Genomic DNA, 23,775 nt, shown 5'->3' with positions numbered 1-23,775 from the left:
TCTGCTAGGCAGACCAGCAATTTAAATCAAAATTACAGCACTTGAATGTTAGTCGCGCTAGGGCCTTTAGCGCCCTGGCCGATTTCAAAGCTGACTTTTTGATTTTCTTCAAGGGTTTTATAACCACTTGAACGAATTTCTGAGTAGTGAGCGAACAGATCTTTGCCGCCGCCATCAGGCATGATGAAACCATAACCTTTTTCGGCGTTGAACCACTTAACGACACCAGTTGCCATTTAAACTTCCTTGATAAGTAAAAAAACGGGCAAATAAACGCCCAACGTGCTAGATGGTCAAGGAAGGGATAGCCAATATGTATTACCACTAAGGGCGACAGATCTGGGACAAAAACCACGTCGCTTGAAAATCTTGCATATTTAGTTTAGGGGGGAAGATGACATGAGTCAATTGATTCTGCATTTATTTTCACAAAAGAACCGAAATATGGATGATTTGACGGTTTTGTTGCTTTTTCCGCTGTCAAAACGCGTTTGTACCGAGCAAAAAATGGATCCCTTAGCATTTACCAATGCAATTTAGAAAAATTCACTAGGTAAGTTTCCCTACACTCTCTATATCCATTTGGGTGAGGAGAAACACCATGAAAGTCATCATTTTAGGCGCTGGGGTCGTTGGTACCACGACGGCGTACTATTTAGCGCAAGCGGGCGCTGACGTCACGGTTTTTGATCGTCAACGGGGGCCGGCAGAAGAAACCAGCTTTGCCAATGCGGGGCAAATATCACCTGGCTATGCGACCCCGTGGGCGGCACCTGGCATCCCTTTCAAAGCCCTGAAATGGATGTTTCAAAAGCACGCCCCGCTGGCGATCCGTCTGGATGGCAACCTATGGCAACTCAGGTGGATGCTCAGCATGCTGAGCCACTGTAATCCCGCGCATTACGAAGTCAACAAAGAGCGCATGATGCGCGTCGCCGAATACAGCAGGCACTGCCTGCAAGCCTTGCGGGCAGCCACGGGTATTCAATACGAGCAGCGCACGGGTGGCACGTTACAGGTCTTTCGCACGGATGCCCAGCTTGAGGCTGTCAAGCTAGACATGAAAGTGCTCAGTGAACTGGGGGTGCCTCACCAACTGCTAACCGGTCAGCAATTGTCGCAAGTCGAACCTGGCTTGGCGTTTGCCAAGGTGCCGCTCGCTGGGGGCTTGCACTTGCCACATGACGAGACCGGCGATTGCCATTTGTTCACCAACAAACTGGCAGACATGGCGCGCGAACTGGGGGTTCAGTTTGTTTATGGCCGCAATATCCAGCAGTTACAGACCATGGGCAATCAGATCAATGGGGTTGTGGTTGATGGGGTCGTGCAACGAGCCGATCAATACGTGATGGCCATGGGAAGTTACTCACGGCATATGCTGTTACCCCTGGGTATCAAGCTTCCGGTTTATCCAGTCAAAGGCTATTCGTTGACTGCGCCTATCATCGACGAATCGCGAGCCCCTCAATCGACCATCTTGGATGAGACTTACAAAGTCGCAGTCACCCGTTTTGACCAACGCGTGCGGGTCGGTGGCATGGCAGAGCTAGGTGGTTTTGACTTGCGACTCAACCCACGGCGCAGAGCAACACTTGAGAAAGTCGTCAACGAACTCTTCCCCGGTGCAGACAGTCGCCGCGCGAGTTTCTGGACAGGGCTGCGCCCCATGACCCCCGATAGCACCCCGGTGATCGGGGCAACAGGTTTCAGTAATTTATACCTCAACACCGGGCATGGGACGCTGGGTTGGACCATGGCATGCGGATCCGGCAAACTGGTCGCAGACATCATGACGCAGCGGCAACCTGAGATTCGCATTGATGGCCTCGCCATTGATCGCTACACCAACGCGCAATCGGCTCATTCGTATAAACAACAACCGGTGCATGCATGACCCGTCCCTCTCAAGCGCACATCGACCTGACAGCCCTGCGAAATAACTATCTGGTCGCCCGTCGGTTGCATGGTGGTCGGGCGCTGGCCGTGGTCAAAGCAAATGCCTATGGGCATGGTGCGGTTGCTTGCGCCAAATGCCTGCGAGAGGTTGCCGATGGCTTTGCTGTGGCCATCCCTGAAGAGGCGTTTGAACTGAGGGCAGCTGGCATCGATTCCCCTATTCTGGTCATGGAAGGTTTCTTTGATGCTGACGATCTTCAGCGCATGGCTGACCAACACATCTGGACGGTCATTCACCAAAACAGTCAAATCGAGCTGCTAGAAGCGTCACGTTTACCTGCTCATCATTTGCACGTTTGGTTAAAGGTCGACTCGGGTATGCACAGAGCAGGTTTCGCGCTCGAGAATGTCGAGGCAGTTTATCGTCGTATCGAAAGCTGTGCTGCAGTTGCCTCAATGACACTGATGACACACTTCGCACGATCCGATGAGCCAGACAGTGACACGACAGCAAGGCAGATTGCGGCCTTTGATCGTGCCACTGAAGGTCTGCCTGGCGATCGAAGCCTCTGCAACTCGGGTGGGGTGTTGGCTTGGCCCGCCGCCAGACGCGATTGGGCTCGCGCAGGCATCATGATGTATGGCGCTGACCCCATGCCACACGCTGACCACGGTTTAACACCCGTCATGACACTGAGAAGTGAGATTTTTGCCGTGCGCAACATCGCCGCTGGCGAGCCCGTTGGTTACGGGGCAACGTTCATTGCCAGCCGGCCCACTCGGGTGGGGTTGGTCGCGATCGGTTACGCGGACGGCTACCCCCGCGGCGCCCCCAATGGCACACCCGTGTCGGTGGATGGCAGATTGACACAGCTCATCGGCCGAGTGTCGATGGATATGTTGACCGTAGATCTGACCGATCTGCCAGAGGCCAGAATTGGTAGCAGTGTTGAACTGTGGGGCACTCAGATTGACATCAATCAAGTCGCTCAGCTGGCTGGCACGATCTCTTACGAGTTGCTGTGCAATTTGAAACGTGTCGCGCGGGTGTATCGGTGAGCGAAGAGTCGGCGAGGCTTAATCGCGTCTAAACTTATACGATATTTGCTCAAAAAGAATCGCTTATGCAACTCGCTACCTGGAACGTCAACTCCCTTAAAGTCCGTCTACCGCAGGTGCTGGATTGGCTGTCTGCCAATCCTGTCGATGCCCTGTGCTTGCAAGAGTTAAAGCTCGATCAGGATAAGTTTCCGCTGCAGGCGTTCACCGATATCGGTTATCACGCAGACTGGGCCGGGCAAAAGACGTATAACGGGGTCGCCATCTTATCCAAGGTACCAGGCAGTGGCATTGTGAAAAATATCCCCGGCTATGACGACCACCAGCAACGGGTGATTGCGACCACCCTGCCCTTTGGTCAGTCAACGATACGTGTGATCAGTGCCTACTGCCCCAACGGTCAATCGCTGGACAGCGACAAATATCAGTATAAGCTTGCCTGGTACGCCGCCTTTAAAATCTGGCTTGCAGAAGAAATCGAACGACACGAGCACCTTGCGGTGCTAGGCGACTACAACGTGGCACCGGCTGACGAAGACGTCCACGATCCCGCTAAGTGGGTGGGTCAAGTATTGGTGTCAGCACCCGAGCGTGACGCATTCAACGCGCTGATCGACCTGGGGTTAACGGATTCATTCAGACTGTTTGAGCAAGCGCCGAAATCGTTTAGCTGGTGGGATTACCGTATGAACGGTTTTAAGCGCAATGCGGGCGTGCGCATAGATCACGTCTTGCTGTCAAAAGAACTGGTCAAACGCTGCACGGCATGCATCATTGATAAGGCCCCTCGGGCGAACGAGCAACCTTCTGATCACACCCCCGTCATCGCTACCTTAGCTTGATTCAAAAAAACAGCTCAGGGATGCGGGCCCCAGGGCGCCGCCAGCATTAATTTGTTTTCTTGATGCTTGAGCAAAGGGCGCAGTTGCTTTGCAAAAGCCATGAACTGATCATCACCGAAAACACCGTTCCAGAAACTGCGGCGATCTGCATCGTCATCGAACTTCCAGAGATGAATGACTTCGTTGATGGCCCCAACATCGCCGGTGAAATAGCCGACCAGCTTTTGCGGATGCTTTGACAACGCCGGCCAACCCAGTGATTTGTATAGCTCGGTCACTTCACCCATTTTGCCGACCACAACACTGTAAGTGCGTAATTCGTAAATAGCCATGTTGATGTCCCCTTTTTTTTCATGCATGATTTTGGCTAATTTAGATTACCCCAACCATGGCTGATCACTCAAGAGGATTGTGATCAGTCTCGTGCAATAAGCCAGCAGGCATTGACTTCGTCGGTTTGACGCCTAATTGCTGGAGTTTCTGTGCCTGATAAACCAAAGAACCTCTGCCTGTCAGTTTCGTGTGCGCTGACTCGTAGCTAGCTTGAGTCTGCTTAATTCGATCACCGATTTTTTCCAGATCAGCAGCAAAAGCGGTGAATTTGTCGTAAAGCACAGCGCCTTGTTTAGCGATATCCTGTGCATTAGCACTCTGCTCTTGTTGTCGCCACAGATGGGCAACCGTGCGAACCACAAACAGTAAAGTCGATGGGCTTACCAACAATACATTCTTTTCCCACGCGTCCATGAACAGTTCGCTGTCGTGGGTGACGGCTAGCATAAAGGCGGGTTCAATTGGGATAAACATCAAGACAAAATCAAGTGACTTCAATTGATACAAGTCTTGATAATTCTTAGGTGACAGGCCTTTGATGTGCGCACGAACAGAATCCAGATGCAGCTTAGCGGTGGCCTCACGATCTCTATCATCTGCCGCCAAGGCATACTTCTCGTAGGCAGTCAAAGACACCTTGGCATCCACCACCAGATGACGGTCTTCAGGCAAATGGATCACGACATCGGGCTGCAGGCGACTCCCGTCCTCAAGCGTATGGCTTTGCTGTGCGTCATACTCATAACCTTTGCGCAGACCAGAGTTCTCAAGCACACGAGCAAGAATCATTTCACCCCAGTTACCTTGAGTTTTGTTGGATCCCTTCAGTGCGTTGGTCAGATTTTGAGCCTCGTCACTGAGCTGTTTGTTCATTGCCATTAGCTCGCGTACTTGAGCAGCCAAGGCACCGCGTTGAACATTCTCGTCAACGTATGACTTTTGCACCTGCTCTTGGAAATCTTTAAGCTTGGTTTGCAGTGGCTCAAGAATTTGCCCGATGTTCGTTTTATTCTGCTCGGTAAATCGTTGCGACTTGTCTTCAAGAATCTCTTGCGCGAGTGTTTTGAAGCGGTTAGACATGTCATCTTTAGCCTCTTGCAAAAACGTCAGATTTTTTTCGGCTTGAGTGCGCTCAAACTCGAACTGCTTACGTTCGGCATCGAGCTGACTGGTTAACCGAATGACCTCACCGCTCAACGCTGCACGGATGGTTGCTTCTGCAATTTTCACGTTAGCCGTGATACGGCCATTAACAATCACCCAGGTGAATCCTGCACCGAAAATCAAGCCCACAGCAAGAAAGAGCAGATCAAGTAAGTTCATATAGTTTGGCAAATAAAAACAGTGTGATTTAGTGATAGTTTACTGAGTGGCTCGTCGCGTGATGGCGCTTTACTGCTTGGCCTTACTGCTTGGCCTTAGATTAGCCAACATTCAAATCAACAAAAGCAGTGAACAGACCCAAGGCGACAAAAGCCCCCCCTGTTATGTATCGGCCAATGGTTCGGCCTCGCTGCGACGAGGCAAAATCAGGCTTGATCTTATTTGCCAGCAACACATAGCTCGCATCCGTGAGCGCTGCAGTGATCACAAAAATAAAGCCCAGCAGGATAGTTTGACCTATCACATGGTCATGATCCTGCAAAAACTGTGGCAAAAAAGCGGTGTAAAAAACGGTGGTCTTAGGATTTAAAAGTGCGACTAGAAATCCGTCTTTGAAAATTTGCTGATCTGACTGTTGTTTGAAACTTGCGGCTGCCTCAGCTGGATCATGATTCAACCAAGCGACAAGACCCATATAAACGAGATAGGCTGCGCCCACGTACTTGATCACGATGAAGGCCCATGAAGACATCGCGAAAATGCCAGCTAATAAAAACGAAGCGAAAATGGCGTTACCTAAATTACCCACTGCCACGCCCGCAACTGAGACAAGCCCACCACGCCTGCCTTGGGACAGGGTTCTAGTAATGACATAAAAAACCCCAGGACCTGGGGTGACGGCCAACACAATACTTGCAAGCAGAAACGTCAAAATCATGGTGTGGGATCCGACATCAATTGCCACCAAATCGTGCTGGCCAGTTTGACGGTCTCGGTATGCACTTGATGTGCAAAAGTGAACGCTTCGCCCTCAATCGTTTCATCGGGGATTTCAGTCACAATCACGACCCCTGGCGTCTGCTGATCGTTTGGCAGAAACAGACAGGGGATGCCATGCTTGATGTCAAAGGGGACTTTGCCAGCATAAGTCTCGTATCTCGCTAACTGGTCGGCGTTATAAGCCGACAAACCAGGCATATTGGCTAACCCAAGTACCAGCCGCTCAAGCATCACGGCAGCTTTTTCTTGCCAACCCTCGCGATACCGGACAATTAAGAAAAACCCTTTCGGCACACTCCAAAGCTCGAAACCTCGGGGCAAATAGCCGCTGAAAGGTCGAGTCCACTCATGGGCAGGATAACCATGCAAACTCAAGTGCAGTTGTGCGTCAGTGACTTTCAGCGCGTGCATCCGCCCTTGCCGCTCATACCAAGGTGCTTTCTCGCGATACTCTTGGTCATCTCCGAGAGCCGTATATCTCGCTGCATGGTTCATGTGTCGTGGGTGAAGATGGCAATATTCATGAAACAGTTGATAACCATCGGGATTCTCTAGCGGCACCACGGCAAAGTTCGCCTCTGCGACACGCTCAAGCCACTGGGCACCGCGCAAGGCCCCGACGATGCCAGTAGACTCATTGGCATGCTGTCCTCCGGTGACGACGATGCCAGGAAGCGACCCAGCGCGGTGTTTGCCTCTAAGCGTGCGCCCTTGCCACGACTCAAACGCAAAGGCGTCACCTGCTATTTGCTCAAGTGCCAGATCCACCTGACGATGCGTTAACGCTGCGTTGGCGGTTTCAATTGACTCGCTCGCAGACGCTTGAGGCGTCGCGACCGGCATGACCACCAGCGGCGTCAGCAATTGTTGCTGATCTACGCGTGTCACGAGAATCGAAACGGTGTCTGCATGCCCCCCTTCGAGGGCTCTAATATCAGAGACGATTTGCCCTGGTTGCAAGCCTCTATCGCCTCTCGGTCTGCCTGAGTAATGCTGAAAGAACTCAAGCACCGAGAAATACAGATCTTCGTGCAGCGCTTCATAGGTACTGGCCAGAAAATCCCCAGATGCACTGATCAACTCATTGCCGGGCAAATCAATGCGGATATGCAGGCGTTCAAAATAAGGCTCTTGCTGCCCCCAGGGCTGATCTTGAATCGCTTGCATGACCGACCGATAAGCCTGCTGAATCTCGGTTTGCAGACATTGGGCTTGTAGCAGCTGTTCAGTGGTTTTGTCGAATACCTTTAAATAGCCCGTCGGTGCAAGCGTCGGTTGGCCCAGATGGTCGTCAAAGCTGTCGTTCGGTGCAAAGACCGTAAACGTTTGGTTCGTCCCGTCGTCGAAAAAAAGCGCGACGTGGTATTCATGCACTTCGCTGGGCGCTTGGGCCCGCCATCGAATAGGCGTGTCGCGACAGAGCAAGTCGAGAGGGTAAGCCTCAGACAAAAACCGTAACGCATCCGTTGAGGGATCGACGGGGTAACTGATTTCAATTTCGATCAGATTTTGCGCGAGACCTGAGGGAAGCACTTCTTCAGCGAACCAATGGACGAGGGGTTTGTAGGCGCTTCGAATGACCGCCGGGATGCCAAGTGCCTCGAATCGATCTACTAAGACTTGTCTCGCGGCGAATCCTTGAAACAACCACAGCTCAATGGCCTTACCCTGCCAAGCCGACAAGTCTTGCTCAATGCGCTCAACCAGCGCCAACCCTGTCACCGGGATGGCTTGTTGGTAAATGACTGAATCGGTCGCGGGGTTCATCGCTGTTGGCTCATTGTTGCCTCTTGGTTGCCTCGTAGTTGCCAAATTATTGGCTTACCCTTGGTTTGTGGGATCAGTTTTGTCTCGCAACCAATCACCAAGCAAGTTCAGACCGAGGACGCAAGACATGATGGCAAGCCCCGGAAACACACTGACCCACCACGCCGTCTGTAAATAGTTGCGCCCGTCAGCCAGCATGCCCCCCCAACTCGGGATAGCAGGGTCGACGCCCAAACCCAAGAAAGTCAGACTGCTTTCTAGCAAAATATTATTGGCGATGTTCAAGGTCATCAGCACAATGATTGGGCCGAGCAAGTGAGGTAACAAATGCCGCCAGACGATCATGGCATTGCTCACGCCTATCGCCCTTGCGGCAACGATGAACTCACGCTCACGCAACACCAACACTTGTCCACGAACCAAGCGCGCATATTGCACCCATTGAGAGATGATCATAAAAAAGATGATGTTGACTAAGCCACCACCCAAGATTGAAATAAAGGTAATCGCAATCAAGATGAAAGGCAGCGCCAACTGAATATCTGCGCAACGCATCAAGATGATTTCCCAGATACCCCGGTAGTAGCCAGCAACGAGTCCAACCACAATACCGATGAAAGCGGCCCCGAGCACAGACACCAATCCGACAGTCAGCGAGACGCGTCCGCCGACTGCAACCCGAGCCAAAACGTCACGTCCCAGCGGATCAGTACCTAACCCATGGGCCACGGCATGAAACGGTTTGAGCAAGCGCGCGGCGAGATCCATGCTGGTGCCTTCGTCCGGAAATATCCATCCTGACAAAAGAACCAAGGTCAACAGGCTACCCGTTAACAAGAGGCCGAGCACCAACTCAAGTGAACGCTTTCGCCCTATCCCTGCGGACACTTGCCCACTCATTTGAGCCGCACCCGGGGGTCGACCAGACCATAAGCAATGTCTGTGAGTAAGTTCACCGTCACGATCAACAAGGCAAGCACCGTCACCGTCGATTGCAAGACAGGATAATCTCGCCCAGAGATCGCCTCAAAAGCCAAGGTACCCAAACCTGGCCAATTAAACACTTTTTCTACCACCACAATCCCGCCAATCAAACCACCAAATTGCAAGCCGATGAAGGTAATTAGCGGGATAGCGCAATTGCGTAAAGCATGTTTATACAGAACGACTTGCTCGCGCAAACCTTTGCTGCGAGCCACCGTAATGTACTGAGCAGACAACGTTTCAAGCATGGCAGTTCTGACCAACCGCACATTGGTCGCTGTCAAAATGATGCCCATCGTCACTGCTGGCAATACCAAGCTGGACAAACCGTCCATCCCCGAAGGAGGAAAAATCGGGATGGCAATTGAAAACAACAACACCAACATAATGGCCAGCCAGAAGTTGGGAAACGACAATCCCACTAAAGAGACGAGGCGAATCAGCTGATCTGACCATCCCCCTTTGTTCACAGCCGCTTGAATCCCGAGAGGAACCGAAAGCAACAAAGAGAAAAACAGTGAACAAAACGTCAACGCTAACGTAGCGGGTAATGCATCGCCGATCAACCGGGCAACCGACGTGCCGCCAAGAAAGCTGCGGCCAAAGTCGCCATGCAGCAATGCTGTGATGAAGTTGAAATACTGTTGCGTAAAGGGCTGATTGAGCCCCAGACTCTGACGAATATTGATCAAATCTTGCTCAGTCACACTGCCAGCCCCTTGAAAGAGCATGAGGGCAGGGTCACCCGTCATGCGCACAGCCCAAGAGACTAGCAACGTCACCACAAACACCACAAACAAAGCTTGCAACAACCGCTTAACAATGAATCCGGTCAATTGACGTCACCTGAAGTAAACATCACTGAATCGATTCGTTGACAAAGCGAAACCGACCATCCGCAGGTAACGTCAAGTTTTGAACGCGTTTATTGATACCGTAAATCGTGTTCAGACTGTATAGAGGCATCTCTAACGCCTGCTCGGAGACGTACTTCGCAATCTCTCTTAAGGTCTGCTGTCTTGCCTGTTGATCGTAGGTGTCACGCTGCGCTTCAAGCAATTTATCCAAAGCGGCATCTTTGTCGTAGGGATTCCAACGCTGACCGCTGTGATACATGGCATAAGCCGTGTTGTCATAATCAAACGTCCACCCGCCCCACTGGTTTTGCCACATATCACCCGTTTTACCGTTAGGGATGATGTCGTTCAACAGCACGCCTGTCTCGTAAGCCTTCAGGTTTGCTTTGATGCCAACCGCCTGAAGGTAACCGGCGATCGCCTGAGCGACTTCTCTGAAGTTACTGTCAGGACCACGAAAATCGATTTGGACGGCAGCGCCCGCCGGCACACCCGCAGCCACAAGCAGCTTTTTCGCTTCAGCAGGATCGAACGGCATAGGTTTGAGTGCAGGATCAAAACCAAATGACAGTTTGCCTTGGAAACTCGCCACAGGCTCGGCATTACCACCCAGGATCTGCTTCACAATGGTGTCGCGATCAACCGCCATGACCAGCGCCTTTCGTACGTTGACATCTTTGGTAATCCCCTCTTTGGTGTTGAACCGAAGTGCCAACGTGACGGGGCCATTGATACTCGCGACCTTTAACTTGGCATCTTTAGCGACCACATCGAGCATACTGGTGGGGATCGTTGTCGCAATGTCCAAGCGGCCGGCTTGCAATTCTGCAACTTGCGTCGCAGGTTCGGTGATAAAGCGGTATACCAATCCATCAAGTTTAGGCGCACCATCCCAATAATCAGGGTTACGAGTAAGCGTCAGACTGACTTTAGGTTTGTACTCAACAAACTTAAAAGGCCCAGTGCCCACCGGATTTGCGTTAAAGAACTCTTCACCCTTTTCGGTCACGTACTTCGGTGGCACAATCATGCCGCCGTAGCCCGCCAACTTGACCAGAAGCACCGGATCGGGACGCGCTAAGATGAAGTCAACCGTGAAGGGATCAATGACCTTGACCTCTTTAATCGCGTTGTAGTTCGATTGCTGTGCGCCTTTAGCCCCCTCAGGGCCGAGCAAGCGGTCAAAGGTGAACTTCACCGCATCGGCATTAAAGGGCTCGCCATTGTGAAACTTGACGTTCTGGCGCAGCTTGAAACGGATGCGAGAGTCCTTATCCAGCATCTCCCAGGAAAGCGCCAACCCAGGCACCAGCTTCATATCAGCGGTGCGCATGGTCAGACCATCATAAATCTGGCTACCAATGCCCCCCCACGTCACCAAAAACGTATCGATCGGATCCCAACTGCCTGGATCCCCTGCGGACGCCGCAATACTCAGCGTGCCCGCGGCCTGGCTGGCAGGCGCTGCGGCCACGCCTAGGGCAATCATGCTCGCGAGCACCGCATGTTTAAAACGAATCATTGTCAAACCTCCTCGATGAACGGGTTTAGTAAGCAGGATCTCGGTTTTCGAAACGAATCTCATCGATTGCTGCCAACACCTCTGGACTGAGTGAGATATTAAACGCATCCAAGTTCTGGTCAAGATGCGCCACAGAGGTCACCCCGATGATGGTGCTCGCCACGTGCCAGTTGTGATAACAAAAAGCCAAAGCCATTTGCGTTGGCGTCAGGCCATGCTCACGCGCTAAATTGTTGTAGCGCAGTGCCGCTTCGAAGGCAATTGGTCGACCCCAGCGTTGCTTACGCACGCTTTCATAGCCCGAAAGCCGAGTACCCGGTGGCGCATCGGGGCCCGCGATTCCGCTCTTGTCATACTTACCGGTCAACAATCCAACCCCCAATGGCGAGTAGGCAAGCAGACCAACACCCAAGCGGTATAGGGTTTCATCCAACGCATTTTCCACCGTCCGGTTCAGCAAACAATACGTGTTCTGTACGCTAGCGACCCGCGGTAAGCCGTGTTGTTCGCTCAACCGCACGAACTCGTGAACCCCGTAGGGTGTCTCGTTCGATAAACCGATATGCCTCACCTTGCCCGCGCTAACGAGCTTACCAAGGGCTTGCAATTGCTCATGAATTGGCGTCAGGTTTTCTCCGTCTTTTGCCGGATCGAAATACATCACGCCAAAGGCAGGCACATGTCTGACGGGCCAATGAATCTGGTAGAGATCGATGTAATCCGTTTTCAACCGTTTCAAGCTGTCGTTGCAGGCTTGTTCAATATCGCTGGCGGTCAGGTTGGGTTTGCCCTCACGGATCCAAGGCATACCTCGTGAGGGGCCGGCCACTTTTGTCGCCAGCACGATCTTCTCGCGTACGCCAGGCCGCTGCCCGAGCCAGTTACCGATGATTTGTTCGGTCAACGTGAAAGTTTCAGGCTTGGTTGGCACCGCGTACATTTCTGCGGTGTCGAGAAAATTAACCCCACGGGCGAGCGAATGATCGAGAATCGTGTGCGCCAGTCGCTCACCGACTTGCTCGCCAAACGTCATCGTACCCAAGCAAATGGGGGTAACTTGCAAATCAGACTGCCCTAGTTGAAGCGTTTTCATTGAGTGTCTACTGACTCTTTCTTGGCGATTTGAAATGGGGATAGGAGGTGCGCCCAAGATTAACATTCAATGCAGGCCTGAATACTCAACGACTAGTTCTTTTTAAGATTCCAGAACACGTTCACCGGCGCATAGAGCAAACCCGTCACGACGCCCTTACGCACCACCGAGTTGTAATCATAATCACCGATCTTGGCGAGGATGCCAGTGTCGTAGTTCTGCAACTGAAGGGCTATCGCAATCTTCTTGCGAGTCTCTAGATCGGGTGCCAACATGAAATCTGCTTTGAGCTGCTGCAATTTGGGATCGGTTGTCCAGCCAAACCAACCCTTCTCCCCGTTCCCCGTCAATGGTGGGAAGAACAGCGGGTTCATCATATCGGGGTAACCAAAACCCGTGACGAACACATTCCAGCCACCGTTTTCCGGTAAATCCTTTTTAGCGCGCCGCGTTTGAACAGACGCCCAGTCCATGGCCTGCATATCGACATTAAAACCAGCCTGCTTGAGCAACTGAGCCAACACAGGCGGAAACTTGTTAATCGTCGCCAGATCCGTCGGATACAACAACAAAACCGGCTTACCGTCATAGCCCGCATCCTGCAAGGCCTTTCTCGCCGCCTCAAACTGAGGCTTACCCGTGAAATAGTCCGTCTGAGGCGACACGAACGCCGACGAACACGGATAAATTGACGTGCACGTTCGATACAAATCTTTGTTCACAAACTGCGCCCGCATCAGCGCCTCTTGATTGATCGCCATGATAGCCGCTCGCGCAATCTGAGGGTTATTGAAAGGGGGGATCAAATGGTTCAGATGCATAAACGAAGAGCCCGACGGCATTGGCTTGACAATTTCCAATTTAGGATTCGCTTTGAGCGTTGCATACTGCTCTGGCGGCATGAGCTCTATCATGTCCACTTCGCCGTTGGCGATTGCATTTGCCTGCGTTTGCGCATCCTTGAGCACAATCCACTCGAGCCGATCCACATAAACATGCTTACCCCCTGCAGTCCCCGAGGGTGCTTCTGTCCGAGGGATATATTTTTCATTTTTAAGATAGACAATCTTTGACCCAGGCTTGTATTCATCCATTTTGATGACATAGGGACCTGAGCCGATATATTCTTTGATCTGTTGATCCGCAGGCGTCATTGCCACGCGCTTGGGCATGATGAAGGACGGACTGCCCGATTGTTTCGAAAACGCATCGAGCACCATCGGAAAAGGTGTCTTGAAGACCATCTTGAAATGGCTATCATCCACCGCTTCAAACACCTGCAGTTCTTGTGCCATGACTTGGCCAAAGACGTCTCGTTTCGCCCACCGATTGATCGAAGCAATCACATCATTTGATGTGACCGGCTCGCCGTCGCTAAATACCAACCCTTTGCGCAGAGTAAACGTCCACACTTTGAAATCAGATGATTTCGTATAAGTATCAACCATCTGCGGTTGAATCTGCCCTTGAGCGTCGATCCCGAATAGCTGGTCGTAAATCATGAAACCGTGATTACGCGTGGTAAATCCGGTCGTCCAGATGGGATCCAAAATTTTTAAGTCGCTCTGTGGCACGAGACGAAGCACGTTGACGTCATCTGAGGCAAAGGCTGAGCCTAGACTGATCAACACAGTAAGCCCCCCTGCCAGCATTCGTTGCTTTACATGATGAAACATAGTCAGGCCTCTGTTTAAGTCGATTGAACACAGCGAGCGTAAAGCCCTTGCAAGTATCGTGCCATCTAAGGCTGGAGTCACCAGTTGTCGCCTGCCGTCGTTCTGGGATACGCTGGATGCTAAACATCTTATCTCTGTTCAAGAAAAAATGATCAACGAAGCCATTGAAAAAGAGTTCAATCCACGGGTGTCGGTACCGGACACTGAGCCGTATATCAAACGCGGCACTGAGCAGAGCGAAAAAGCCTATCACGCCTACCCTCACCAGGCAGATCTGAAGTATGCCTCAGGTGAACGAACGACGATCGACTACTTTGCCTGCGCACACAAAGATCAGCCGCTGTTCGTGTTCATTCATGGCGGCTTTTGGCGCGGTCGCGACAAAAAAGATTTTGCCTATGTCGTGAATTCAATGCGGCCTCTGGGCTTGAATGTCGCCTTGATGAATTATGACCTTTGCCCTGCTCTTACCGTCACTGCCATTACTCAACAGATCAGGGATGGTCTTGTCTGGCTGGCAGACCAGCAGACGACGCTGGGATTCAAGCCTGGGCTGATCGCAGCGGGCCATTCAGCCGGCGCACATTTATTGGCCATGACCTTGGCGCAAACGGGGCAGCGCTATCAATTGCCCGACCACCTCGTTAAACGCGCGATCCTCGTCAGCGGTATTTATGACTGCACACCTGTCTTGAAGATCTCGGTCAATGAAGAAATCCGCATGACCGAGCAAGAAGTGCCGCTGATGAGCCCCATGCGGTTTCCGATGCCTCAAGCGGTGCAGTACGAAGTGCTGGCGGGCGGTGCAGAGCCGGCGGGTTGGGTCAAACAATCCACTGACTTCAGTGAACATCTCTACCGGCACGGATGTGCGGTCAATATGCACGTCAGGCCGGGGCTCAATCATTATTCTGTCATGCAAGAGTTCGAAAACAGCGAAGGATATACGCCGACATTAGTTAAGCGGTGTTTAAGTTAGCCTCAGGCCGCTGCCCGATGGTGGTTGTACACGCGCATAAAGCCTTAAAGAGAACCGCAAGACTCAAGCGACAGAAAAATATAAACTGTGACTTTGATAAAAAACAATTAAGAGACATTGCATGACTGCTCAAGATAACTCCCTGCCGGTCGCTTTCGTGACGGGTGCTGCGCGCGGCATCGGCCTGGCCATTGCCCAGTGGTTTTTGGCCCATCACTATCGCGTCGCACTGATTGACATTGATGCAAGTCAGCTCAAAAAAACAGAGAACAGTCTGGATACGGATCGCATCATCGCCTTGCCCTGTGACGTGTCCAAGCCTGAGCAAGTGCAGCTAGCCGTTGATCGTGTGGTTCAAGCATACGGGCGCATCGACGCGCTGGTAAACAATGCAGGCGTCGCGGTTTTCAAGCCCATCAGCGAGACGAGCTTTGAAGAGTTCAGACATGTACTAGGCACGAATCTCGACGGTGCCTTCCTTTGTTCTCAAGCCTGTATCCCTGTGATGCGCGCCGGGGGAAAAGGCGGTGCCATTGTCAATATCGCCTCTATTTCTGGGCTGAGAGCCAGCACCTTGCGGATTGCCTATGGCACAAGCAAGGCCGCACTGCTGCACCTGACTAAACAACAGGCGGTTGAGCTCGGGACTGAGGGTATACGGTCAAACGCCGTTTGCCCTGGCCCGGTCGATACCGAAATGGCAAAGCTCGTGCATAGCGTCGCAATCCGGTCAGACTATTACGACACGATCCCCATGAATCGCTACGCCACCACCGAAGAAATTGCCAATGCGGTCGGATTTTTATGCAGTGAGCAGGCGTCTTTCATCAATGGGCAATATTTGGCAGTAGACGGGGGTTTTGACGCCTCAGGCGTAGGTATCCCCACACTCAGGAGCTATCAGCAATGAATCAACCTTACATCGTTGGCTGGGGCCACACCCCCTTTGGCAAACTCGATAACATGACGCTCGAGCAGCTCATTCGCGACGCGGTTTATCCCGCCTTGGACAGCGCAGGACTTGAGCCAGGCGATATCGACGCGATCTACATGGGACATTTCAATAACGGCTTTGTCCCTCAGGACTTCAGTGCCTCGTTGGCCGCCGTCGCGATCCCCGAGTTTAGACATACCCCAGCCGTGCGGCTTGAAAATGCCTGCGCAACGGGCTCAGCGGCGATCCATAACGCCCTGGATGCGTTAGCCAGCGGCCGCATCCAACGTGCGTTGGTGATTGGCATGGAAAAAATGAATACCTTGCCGAATCAGCAGATTGGTGACATTTTGCTCAAAGCTTCTTATGTTCAAGAAGAAGGCAACACACCCGGTGGCTTTGCCGGTGTCTTTGGTCAAATTGCGCAAGAGTACTTCACCCGTTTCGGTGACCAATCCGACGCCTTAGCGGCCATTGCGGCCAAAAATCACGCGAACGGGGTCCATAACCCTTACGCCCATCTGCGTAGGGATCTCGGTTTTGATTTCTGTCGCAACCCTTCAGACAAGAACCCCTTCGTGGCTGGTCCGTTGAAGCGGTCAGATTGCTCGCTGGTGTCTGATGGCGCCGCTGCGCTCGTGCTGTCGAATCGGCCCTTGCCCGGCGCAAAAGTACCTGCGATCAGATGGCGTTCACGGACACAGGTCAATGAATTCCTCCCGTTGTCGCGACGCGATCCCACGAAGTTCGAAGGTACGGCGATGGTGTGGGCCAAAGGTTTAAAGGATGCCGCGCTGACGCTTGATGATGTCAAATTCGTTGAAACACACGATTGTTTCACCATCGCAGAAATGCTCGAGTACGAGGCCATGGGGCTGGCCAAGCATGGTGAAGGCGCGCATGTGATTCTCGATGGCATCACACGCAAGGATGGCAAACTACCGGTCAATCCGTCAGGTGGTTTGAAATCCAAAGGTCACCCCATCGGCGCCACTGGTGTGTCACAGCACGTGATGGCCGCGATGCAATTGTCGAATACGGCCGGCGAGATGCAAATCAGTAATGCCACGGTGGGCGCTGTGTTCAATATGGGGGGTGCTGCTGTCGCCAATTATCTGAGTGTGCTGGAGTCCACTTGAACCCAGCGCAAGTCATGAATCTGGGTCGCTTATTGACCCACACAGCAAAGCTCTTTCCTCACCACACCGCTCTGCGACAGGCAGACCGAGCGTGGACTTGGTCGCAGATCAACGACCGCGTGGATGCTATGGTCAATGCGCTTCGCGCGCTGGGTGTTCGGCCAGGCGAGAAGATTTTGATGCAATCCAGAAACAACCTGCAGATGTTCGAATTCTGTTGGGTTGCTTTCAAAATGGGCTGTGTCTGGGTGCCGACCAATTTTCGTCTCACCCCGCATGAAGTTGCTTACTTGGGTGAATCCAGCGATTCAGTCGTGATGGTGGTCGAAGATATTTTTGCCGGTCATGTGGATGCCGTCGTTGCCGCGTCTAACCGCATCCGCCATGTCATCACGATCGGCACCCCACGCACGGGCGAGCTCAGTTACGAGGATCTGGTTGCGCAGCACCTCGGCACACCCGCGATCGAAACGACAGTGTTGGCCGATGACCCCTTGTGGTTTTTCTATACCTCGGGGACCACCGGCAAACCTAAAGCGGGCATCCTGACCCACGGGCAACTCGCATTTGTGGTGACGAATCATTTAGCCGATCTTACCCCTGGCACCACCGAGAAGGACGTCTCGATCGTCGTCGCACCACTCTCTCATGGCGCTGGTGTTCATGCTTTACTCAATGTTGCTCGAGGTGCCTGTTCGATTCTGATGCCCAGCGAACGCTTCGACCCCGAACAATTTTGGCAATTGGTCGAACAATATCAAGTCACCAACCTTTTTACTGTCCCGACCATCGTCAAGATGCTGGTCGAGCACCCTGCGGTTGACCAGTACGATCATCGTTCGTTGCGCTATATGATTTACGCTGGTGCACCCATGTATCGAGCAGACCAGAAGCGTGCCTTGCAAAAATTGGGCAAAGTACTGGTTCAGTACTTTGGGTTAGGTGAAGTCACTGGCAACATCACTGTCTTACCCCCAGACATGCACTCTGCCGATGACAACGACCCCAACGCGAATATCGGCTCTTGTGGTCGCCCACGCACTGGCATGGAAATCGCCATTCTCGATTCAAATGGCGAACCTGTCGCCACCGGCGACGTTGGTGAAATCTGTTGTCGAGGCCCGGCCGTTTTCGCTGGCTATTATGGCAACGAAGCAGCGACTCAAAAGGCCTTGAGAGGCGGTTGGTTTCACACGGGTGATCTCGGCAGGCTAGATGAGCGCGGCCTACTCTATATCACTGGCCGTGAGTCGGATATGTACATTTCCGGCGGTTCAAACGTTTATCCGAAAGAAGTGGAAGAAGTCCTGCTGACCCATCCCGCGGTTGCTGAAATTGCCATACTCGGCGTGCCCGACGAGAAGTGGGGCGAGATAGGTGTTGCGGTGATCGTCTTGCGAGAGCATATGACGGATGTCACCGATGCTGAACTGCTGGCCCATCTCGAAGATCGGTGTGCAAAATATCGTTGGCCGCGCAAGTTCTTTTTCTGGGACACCATGCCCAAATCAGGCTATGGAAAAATTGTCAAAAAGGATATCAAGCGGCTACTGATTGAACGCGGAGAAATTACGGCCGCGGTATAAACGCGGCAATACGATTGAGCAACAGGCACTAGGGACAACCCTAGAACGCCAGTAAACAAGCCCCTCAAGACATACGGGTCATGTTAAAAACGTCTCATTCTTCAGGAGACAAACAACATGACAATCAATCGTCGCAGTCTTATCCTCGGTGCGGGTGCAGTCGCTATCGTCTCACCGCTTGCCTCTAGCTTTGCGCAAAAAGCAAAGTTCAATTACAAGTATGCGCACAATTTGCCCATCACGCATCCGCTTCACAAAGCGGCCGAATCCGTCGCTGCGAAAGTCAAAGCGGGCACGGACGGTTTGGTAGAAATACAAGTGTTCCCCAATAACCAATTGGGTAACGATACCGACATGCTGAGTCAGGTGCGCAATGGCGGGATAGAAATTTTCTCTATCGCAAGTCTCATTTTGCAAACCTTGGTGCCGGCAGCTGGCATCTCTGGTTTGGGGTTCGCGTTCCCGGACTACCCTGCAGTTTGGAAAGCCATGGATGCCGACCTCGGCGCTTACATGCGCTCAGAAATCGCTAAGAAAGGTCTATACGCCCAAGAAAAAATCTGGGATAACGGTTTCAGACAAATCACGACCTCAACCAAACCTATCAAGAGCGCGGCAGATCTGGAAGGGATGAAATTGCGTGTGCCACCCTCACCCTTGTGGACATCGATGTTCAAAGCGTTTGGTGCGGCACCAGCGTCCATCAACTTTGCTGAGGTGTACTCTGCCTTGCAAACCAAAATCGTAGAAGGACAGGAAAATCCGCTTGCCGTGATCGAGACTGCAAAACTGTACGAAGTACAAAAATATTTGTCGCTCACCAACCACATGTGGGATGGCTACTGGCAGGTGGTCAATCAAAAGGCTTGGGATCGCTTACCAGAGGATGCTCGCAAAGTCATGTCCACAGCCATGAATGACGCTGGCGTGCAAGAGCGTGCTGACGTTGAAGCGTTGAACGGATCTTTGCAAGCCGTGCTTGAAAAAAATGGCATGCAGGTCAACCAAGTCGACAAAGAGTCACTGCGTCAAAAGCTCATCAGTGCTGGTTTCTATGCTGAATGGAAAGCCAAGTTTGGTATCGATGGGTGGGCCACCCTTGAGAAATACACCGGTAAGCTTGCATGACGCTAGCGCATCACAGCCCTAACGCCGCTCAAGAACAAGAGATCGACGCACACCCTTTGTTGACCAAGCTAGATCGTGCGCTGGGATGGATGGTTGAAATCCCAGCGGCTCTTTTGGTATTAGCGGATATTGTGGTGCTCTTGGCTGGCGTCATCTTTCGGTTCGCGCTTCACCAACCCTTGGTTTGGTCAGACGAGTTGGCGTCAATTATTTTTATCTGGATGGCGATGATGGGGTCTGTTGTCGCCTTCAGACGCGGTGAGCATATGCGAATGACGGCGTTAGTGAGCAGCCTCAGCCCGCAACGGCGTGCCTTGCTCGAGACCGTAGCACTTTTTGCGTCATTAGCGTTTTTGGTACTGATTGCCTGGCCAGCCTTGATCAATGCGATCGAAGAAGCCGATATGACTTTGCCTGCACTCGACATCCCCAATAGCTGGCGCGCGACTGCACTGCCGGTGGGTGTCGTCTTGATGGCCCTATTTTCGCTGATCAGACTGGGGCGAACCTCGACGCGCCAACACATGCTTCAAGCCGGTTTAATCGTGGTGTGTGTGGTGGCTGCTTTCTGGGTTGCATCACCGCTTTTTGAAGATTTAGGTCGAATTAACTTGCTGATATTTTTTGTCGGCGTCGTGGGTGCGACTGTCTTTCTGGGCATACCGATTGCTTTTGCCTTTGGCTTGGGCACCCTTAGCTACTTAGCACTTAGCACCAGCACACCCTTATCCGTCATGATTGGCCGGATGAACGATGGCATGTCGCATCTGATTCTGTTGGCCGTTCCCTTATTTGTGTTTCTTGGCCTCTTGATTGAAATGACAGGCATGGCAAAGGCCATGGTCGAATTTCTTGCCAGTATTCTGGGGCGGGTGAAAGGCGGCTTGTCTTACGTCCTGATCGGTGCCATGTACTTGGTGTCTGGGATTTCTGGCTCAAAGGCGGCTGATATGGCCGCCGTTGCCCCCGCACTCTTTCCTGAAATGAAGAAACGCGGTGCTTCTGAAGGGGATCTCGTGGCTTTGTTGTCAGCCACTGGGGCTCAAACCGAAACGGTGCCACCTAGCCTTGTCTTAATCACCATCGGCTCTGTCACGGGCGTCTCGATCGCCGCCCTGTTTACGGGGGGATTGTTACCCGCGGCAGTACTGGGTGCCATGCTGTGTCTCGTCGTGTGGTTTCGTAATCGCCATGATGATATTAGCGGGGTCAGGCCAACGCCTGTCCTCACCATCGTCAAACTCTTTTTGATCGCCTTCCCGGCGCTTGCCCTGCCCTTTGTGATTCGTGCCACGGTGATCGAGGGGATTGCCACGGCGACCGAAGTATCCACGATAGGGATCGTCTATGCCATCATCGCGGGGCTGGTGGTCTACCGACAATTCGACTACAGGCGACTGATCCCCATGCTGGTCAGCACGGCCTCTCTATCGGGTGCCATTCTGTTAATTATCGGGACAGCGACAGCCATGGCATGGGGCTTGACGCAGTCGGGGTTTTCGAAATGGCTCGCCCAACTGATGGCATCGCTACCGGGGGGGGCTAGCATGTTCATGGCGGTCTCTCTGGTCACCTTTGTTGTCCTCGGTTCTGTGCTTGAAGGCATCCCTGCCATCGTACTTTTTGGTCCTTTATTGTTTCCGATTGCCAAACAGCTCGGGATACATGAGGTGCATTACGCCATGGTTGTGGTGCTTTCAATGGGCTTGGGCTTGTTTGCCCCGCCTGTCGGCGTCGGCTATTACGCCGCGTGTGCTATTGGCAATGTCAATCCTGATGTTGGGATCAAACCGATTCTGGCCTATTTATTGGCCTTATTCATCGGTATTGTGATTGTCGCTTGTGTGCCCTGGATCTCGATCGGATTTCTGTAGAGCAGCGGACGACCAGTCCTATCAGGTCTGGTCGTGAGAATGAATTTGCAAGGCTTCAAGAAAACGAGACACCATGTTGTAAGCACCGATCGTCGCCGTGAGTTCAACGAGCTGGCGATCATTCACGGCTGCTTTCACCTTAGCAAAGACGTCCGGCGGCACTTGCACATTTTTTGTCATGGCATCGGTGTAGGCGAGCACAGCGCATTGTGTGGCATCAAACTTGTCAGATGCTGACCACTGATCCAAATCATCAAGCTGCGCTTGCGTAATCCCCTCTCTCAAAGCGATGGGCGCATGCTGTTCTGCCTCATAGGGTGCGCCGTTGATCACGGCAACCCGCATGATGACCAGCTCTCGCAATGCCGGTGACAAGGTGCTTTTCTGGCGAATGGCGGTCAGAAACGTCAACCACCCCTCTGCCACCGGGGGCGCATTGAGCAGCATTTGATAGAGATGTAATACCTTGCCACGCTCAGCGACGATACGATCAACTAAAGGCTTGGTTTCAGCGTGCGTTAAATCTGCGTAATCGATGCGTGCCATGATGGTCTACTTTTAAAAGAGGTTGAAGAAAAGTACTGCTTCGATAATCGCTTAAAGAATCACTTAGATCAAGCCTGCGAGCACATTTTCACCATTCGAGGCGACGTTGGTGACGCTGACCCACCAACAAAAGTGGTGGCAGAAAGAGTAACCAAGAGATACGTGCTTGATAACGGTCTTGGGGTTTTGATAAAGCCCCTGTCGCAATCGCGTTGGCGACAAACGCAGCAAAAACCATGACAACCAATGGGCCCGCCTGCTTAGGGCTTCTAGCCATCAGGTAAAGCGATATTGTCAACGCGAATAAAACGGCCGCCAGTAGCACCTTATTGTAGACACCCAGCCTCACCAAGAACCCCTCGCCGACCAAGCTGTGACGCGTTTGAAGTGCCTCTCTAAAACGTTGTACCTCTGCCTCCGGGAAATAGGCTTGCAGCATCTTGTCAACGGTCACATCCAAGTAATCCGCATGCAGCGTATCGCCCAGTTTGATCAAGCGCATTTGATCGATGCTATTGACAACGGAAGACCTGAAAACTTGCACCGGTCTTTCAGTCACGATCATTCGCACGATCTCGGTCGCTTCAGGCGCCAAACCGATGGGGCCCCCAGGATGACTCCAGACCACGCCTTTGCCGTCCCATAAAAAAACATCACTGTCAAAGGGCAATCTATCGGACCACTGGCAAAGGTACCAGCTTTTTGTCGCGCAATATTTATCTAAAACGGGTTGCGTATGCCCGTCAGCAGACAGACGTGCCAACATGAACACTGATCCGTGAGGGGAGACTGACCAGACGTTAAAGGCCACGTAGCTGGTCGCCATTAACATCAGCAGCGCCAGTAACATTGGCATGAGTGCCAGTAAAAAACGGGTAGGTCTAAACAGCAAGACCACGCACAAGCAAGCCGCTGCAATGATCAAATGCGAAAGATGGACGGCAATGGCTAGCGATGCCACCAACACCAACCACCCTTTCATCCAGCCTTTCAGTCCGTTCATAAAAGCTAACAGAAAGAGCGCGATGGCGACCATGCCGGCGAAAATATCCGGCATCAAGAATGACGCAAACCAGGGCGCCGTGCTGACTAAACCGAGAACCAGACATGTCAACAGATGACGAAGTGGCGATCGATCAGCGACGGCATTCGTTGCCAGCCAGATCAAGTGCGAGAGCAGTAAGGCTTGTGCAGCAACAACGCCCCAAAGCGAGCGCCAGCCGTGCAGCAAGAGCATCCAGGGGCCATAAATAAATGGCTTATCCCAATTGAAAAAACCAGGGGCAGGCTGAGCGATGAACACACTGGTGTCACTGAACACCAGTGGATACCCGTTCATGAGGGCTGGCCAGATAAACGCAAAAGCCCCTAACAGCACGATCAGCGAATTTTTCGCTACGTGCGTGAAATGATTGTCGTTTTGCCGCATGGGCATGGGTAGTATTTGCATCGGC

21 protein-coding genes are annotated in these 23,775 nt (G+C 52.3%); 9 read left to right on the top strand and 12 right to left on the bottom strand.

The genetic code is table 11. The annotated features are described in order from the left end of the window. Positions 1-32: 32 nt before the first annotated feature. A complete protein-coding gene (locus AC1W8Y_RS04420) occupies positions 33-236 on the bottom strand; it encodes a cold-shock protein (protein WP_028816786.1) in 204 nt (67 codons plus the stop codon). Positions 237-601: 365 nt separating this feature from the next. Here AC1W8Y_RS04420 and AC1W8Y_RS04415 point away from each other — a divergent pair, with 365 nt between their 5' ends. The 3 genes from AC1W8Y_RS04415 (at position 602) to xth (ending at position 3,800) form a co-directional block, all read left to right on the top strand. Beyond that, positions 602-1,897, top strand: coding sequence for a D-amino acid dehydrogenase (locus tag AC1W8Y_RS04415; protein ID WP_482013257.1), 1,296 nt, complete (start codon positions 602-604; stop codon positions 1,895-1,897). Next, positions 1,894-2,958, top strand: coding sequence for an alanine racemase (gene alr / locus AC1W8Y_RS04410; RefSeq protein ID WP_482013256.1), 1,065 nt, complete (start codon positions 1,894-1,896; stop codon positions 2,956-2,958). The genes AC1W8Y_RS04415 and alr overlap by 4 nt, the downstream gene beginning before the upstream one ends. A 65-nt stretch (positions 2,959-3,023) precedes the next feature. Then, on the top strand, positions 3,024-3,800 hold the full coding sequence (gene xth, locus AC1W8Y_RS04405) for an exodeoxyribonuclease III (protein WP_482013255.1): 777 nt from the start codon (positions 3,024-3,026) through the stop codon (positions 3,798-3,800). A gap of 14 nt (positions 3,801-3,814) precedes the next feature. On the opposite strand, the gene AC1W8Y_RS04400 is transcribed toward xth, so the two are convergent. The 9 genes from AC1W8Y_RS04400 to AC1W8Y_RS04360 all read right to left on the bottom strand — a co-directional run bounded on the left by AC1W8Y_RS04400 (position 3,815) and on the right by AC1W8Y_RS04360 (position 14,135). After that, positions 3,815-4,132, bottom strand: a complete 318-nt coding sequence (locus tag AC1W8Y_RS04400; protein WP_482013254.1) for an NIPSNAP family protein — start codon at positions 4,130-4,132, stop codon at positions 3,815-3,817. Between the two features lie 64 nt (positions 4,133-4,196). Next, positions 4,197-5,456 carry a DNA recombination protein RmuC gene (locus AC1W8Y_RS04395; RefSeq protein WP_482013253.1) on the bottom strand — a complete coding sequence of 420 codons (1,260 nt, stop codon included), beginning with the start codon at positions 5,454-5,456 and terminating at the stop codon, positions 4,197-4,199. 100 nt (positions 5,457-5,556) lie between these two features. Beyond that, complete coding sequence (locus tag AC1W8Y_RS04390) at positions 5,557-6,174, bottom strand: LysE family translocator (protein ID WP_482013252.1); 618 nt, start codon at positions 6,172-6,174, stop codon at positions 5,557-5,559. Then, positions 6,171-8,003: a M14 family metallopeptidase gene (locus tag AC1W8Y_RS04385; RefSeq protein ID WP_482013251.1), complete on the bottom strand. Its 1,833-nt coding sequence runs from the start codon at positions 8,001-8,003 to the stop codon at positions 6,171-6,173. The genes AC1W8Y_RS04390 and AC1W8Y_RS04385 overlap by 4 nt, the downstream gene beginning before the upstream one ends. Positions 8,004-8,057: 54 nt before the next feature. After that, entirely contained in the window at positions 8,058-8,903 is an 846-nt protein-coding gene (locus AC1W8Y_RS04380; RefSeq protein WP_482013250.1) for an ABC transporter permease, read from the bottom strand. Further along, positions 8,900-9,823, bottom strand: coding sequence for an ABC transporter permease (locus AC1W8Y_RS04375; RefSeq protein WP_482013249.1), 924 nt, complete (start codon positions 9,821-9,823; stop codon positions 8,900-8,902). The genes AC1W8Y_RS04380 and AC1W8Y_RS04375 overlap by 4 nt, the downstream gene beginning before the upstream one ends. Positions 9,824-9,845: 22 nt before the next feature. Continuing rightward, on the bottom strand, positions 9,846-11,366 hold the full coding sequence (locus tag AC1W8Y_RS04370) for an ABC transporter substrate-binding protein (RefSeq protein ID WP_482013248.1): 1,521 nt from the start codon (positions 11,364-11,366) through the stop codon (positions 9,846-9,848). Positions 11,367-11,391: 25 nt separating this feature from the next. Beyond that, positions 11,392-12,459 (bottom strand): aldo/keto reductase, encoded by a 1,068-nt coding sequence (locus AC1W8Y_RS04365; protein WP_482013247.1) that lies wholly within the window; start codon positions 12,457-12,459, stop codon positions 11,392-11,394. A 92-nt stretch (positions 12,460-12,551) separates the two neighbouring features. Continuing rightward, a complete protein-coding gene (locus AC1W8Y_RS04360; RefSeq protein ID WP_482013246.1) occupies positions 12,552-14,135 on the bottom strand; it encodes an ABC transporter substrate-binding protein in 1,584 nt (527 codons plus the stop codon). Between the two features lie 58 nt (positions 14,136-14,193). Here AC1W8Y_RS04360 and AC1W8Y_RS04355 point away from each other — a divergent pair, with 58 nt between their 5' ends. From AC1W8Y_RS04355 to AC1W8Y_RS04330, 6 genes are all read left to right on the top strand, one after another. Then, the gene (locus tag AC1W8Y_RS04355) at positions 14,194-15,114 is read left to right on the top strand and encodes an alpha/beta hydrolase (protein WP_482013245.1); all 921 of its coding nucleotides are present in this window, start codon (positions 14,194-14,196) and stop codon (positions 15,112-15,114) included. Between the two features lie 121 nt (positions 15,115-15,235). Next, positions 15,236-16,024, top strand: coding sequence for an SDR family NAD(P)-dependent oxidoreductase (locus AC1W8Y_RS04350; RefSeq protein ID WP_482013244.1), 789 nt, complete (start codon positions 15,236-15,238; stop codon positions 16,022-16,024). Further along, a complete protein-coding gene (locus tag AC1W8Y_RS04345; RefSeq protein WP_482013243.1) occupies positions 16,021-17,187 on the top strand; it encodes an acetyl-CoA acetyltransferase in 1,167 nt (388 codons plus the stop codon). Before AC1W8Y_RS04350 ends, AC1W8Y_RS04345 begins: the two co-directional genes overlap by 4 nt. 14 nt (positions 17,188-17,201) lie before the next feature. Beyond that, positions 17,202-18,773, top strand: coding sequence for an acyl-CoA synthetase (locus tag AC1W8Y_RS04340; RefSeq protein WP_482013333.1), 1,572 nt, complete (start codon positions 17,202-17,204; stop codon positions 18,771-18,773). Positions 18,774-18,890: 117 nt separating this feature from the next. Further along, positions 18,891-19,901 carry a TRAP transporter substrate-binding protein gene (locus tag AC1W8Y_RS04335; RefSeq protein WP_482013242.1) on the top strand — a complete coding sequence of 337 codons (1,011 nt, stop codon included), beginning with the start codon at positions 18,891-18,893 and terminating at the stop codon, positions 19,899-19,901. Next, the gene (locus AC1W8Y_RS04330; RefSeq protein ID WP_482013241.1) at positions 19,898-21,775 is read left to right on the top strand and encodes a TRAP transporter large permease; all 1,878 of its coding nucleotides are present in this window, start codon (positions 19,898-19,900) and stop codon (positions 21,773-21,775) included. Before AC1W8Y_RS04335 ends, AC1W8Y_RS04330 begins: the two co-directional genes overlap by 4 nt. A 21-nt stretch (positions 21,776-21,796) precedes the next feature. Here AC1W8Y_RS04330 and AC1W8Y_RS04325 read toward each other — a convergent pair whose 3' ends face one another. Continuing rightward, on the bottom strand, positions 21,797-22,321 hold the full coding sequence (locus tag AC1W8Y_RS04325; protein ID WP_482013240.1) for a carboxymuconolactone decarboxylase family protein: 525 nt from the start codon (positions 22,319-22,321) through the stop codon (positions 21,797-21,799). An 88-nt stretch (positions 22,322-22,409) separates the two neighbouring features. Next, complete coding sequence (locus tag AC1W8Y_RS04320) at positions 22,410-23,771, bottom strand: hypothetical protein (RefSeq protein ID WP_482013239.1); 1,362 nt, start codon at positions 23,769-23,771, stop codon at positions 22,410-22,412. Positions 23,772-23,775 lie beyond the last annotated feature (4 nt).

This window comes from Jezberella sp., from assembly GCF_964834465.1.
Note: the sequence above shows the minus strand (reverse complement) of the source record. Positions and strands in the feature narration are given on the sequence as shown.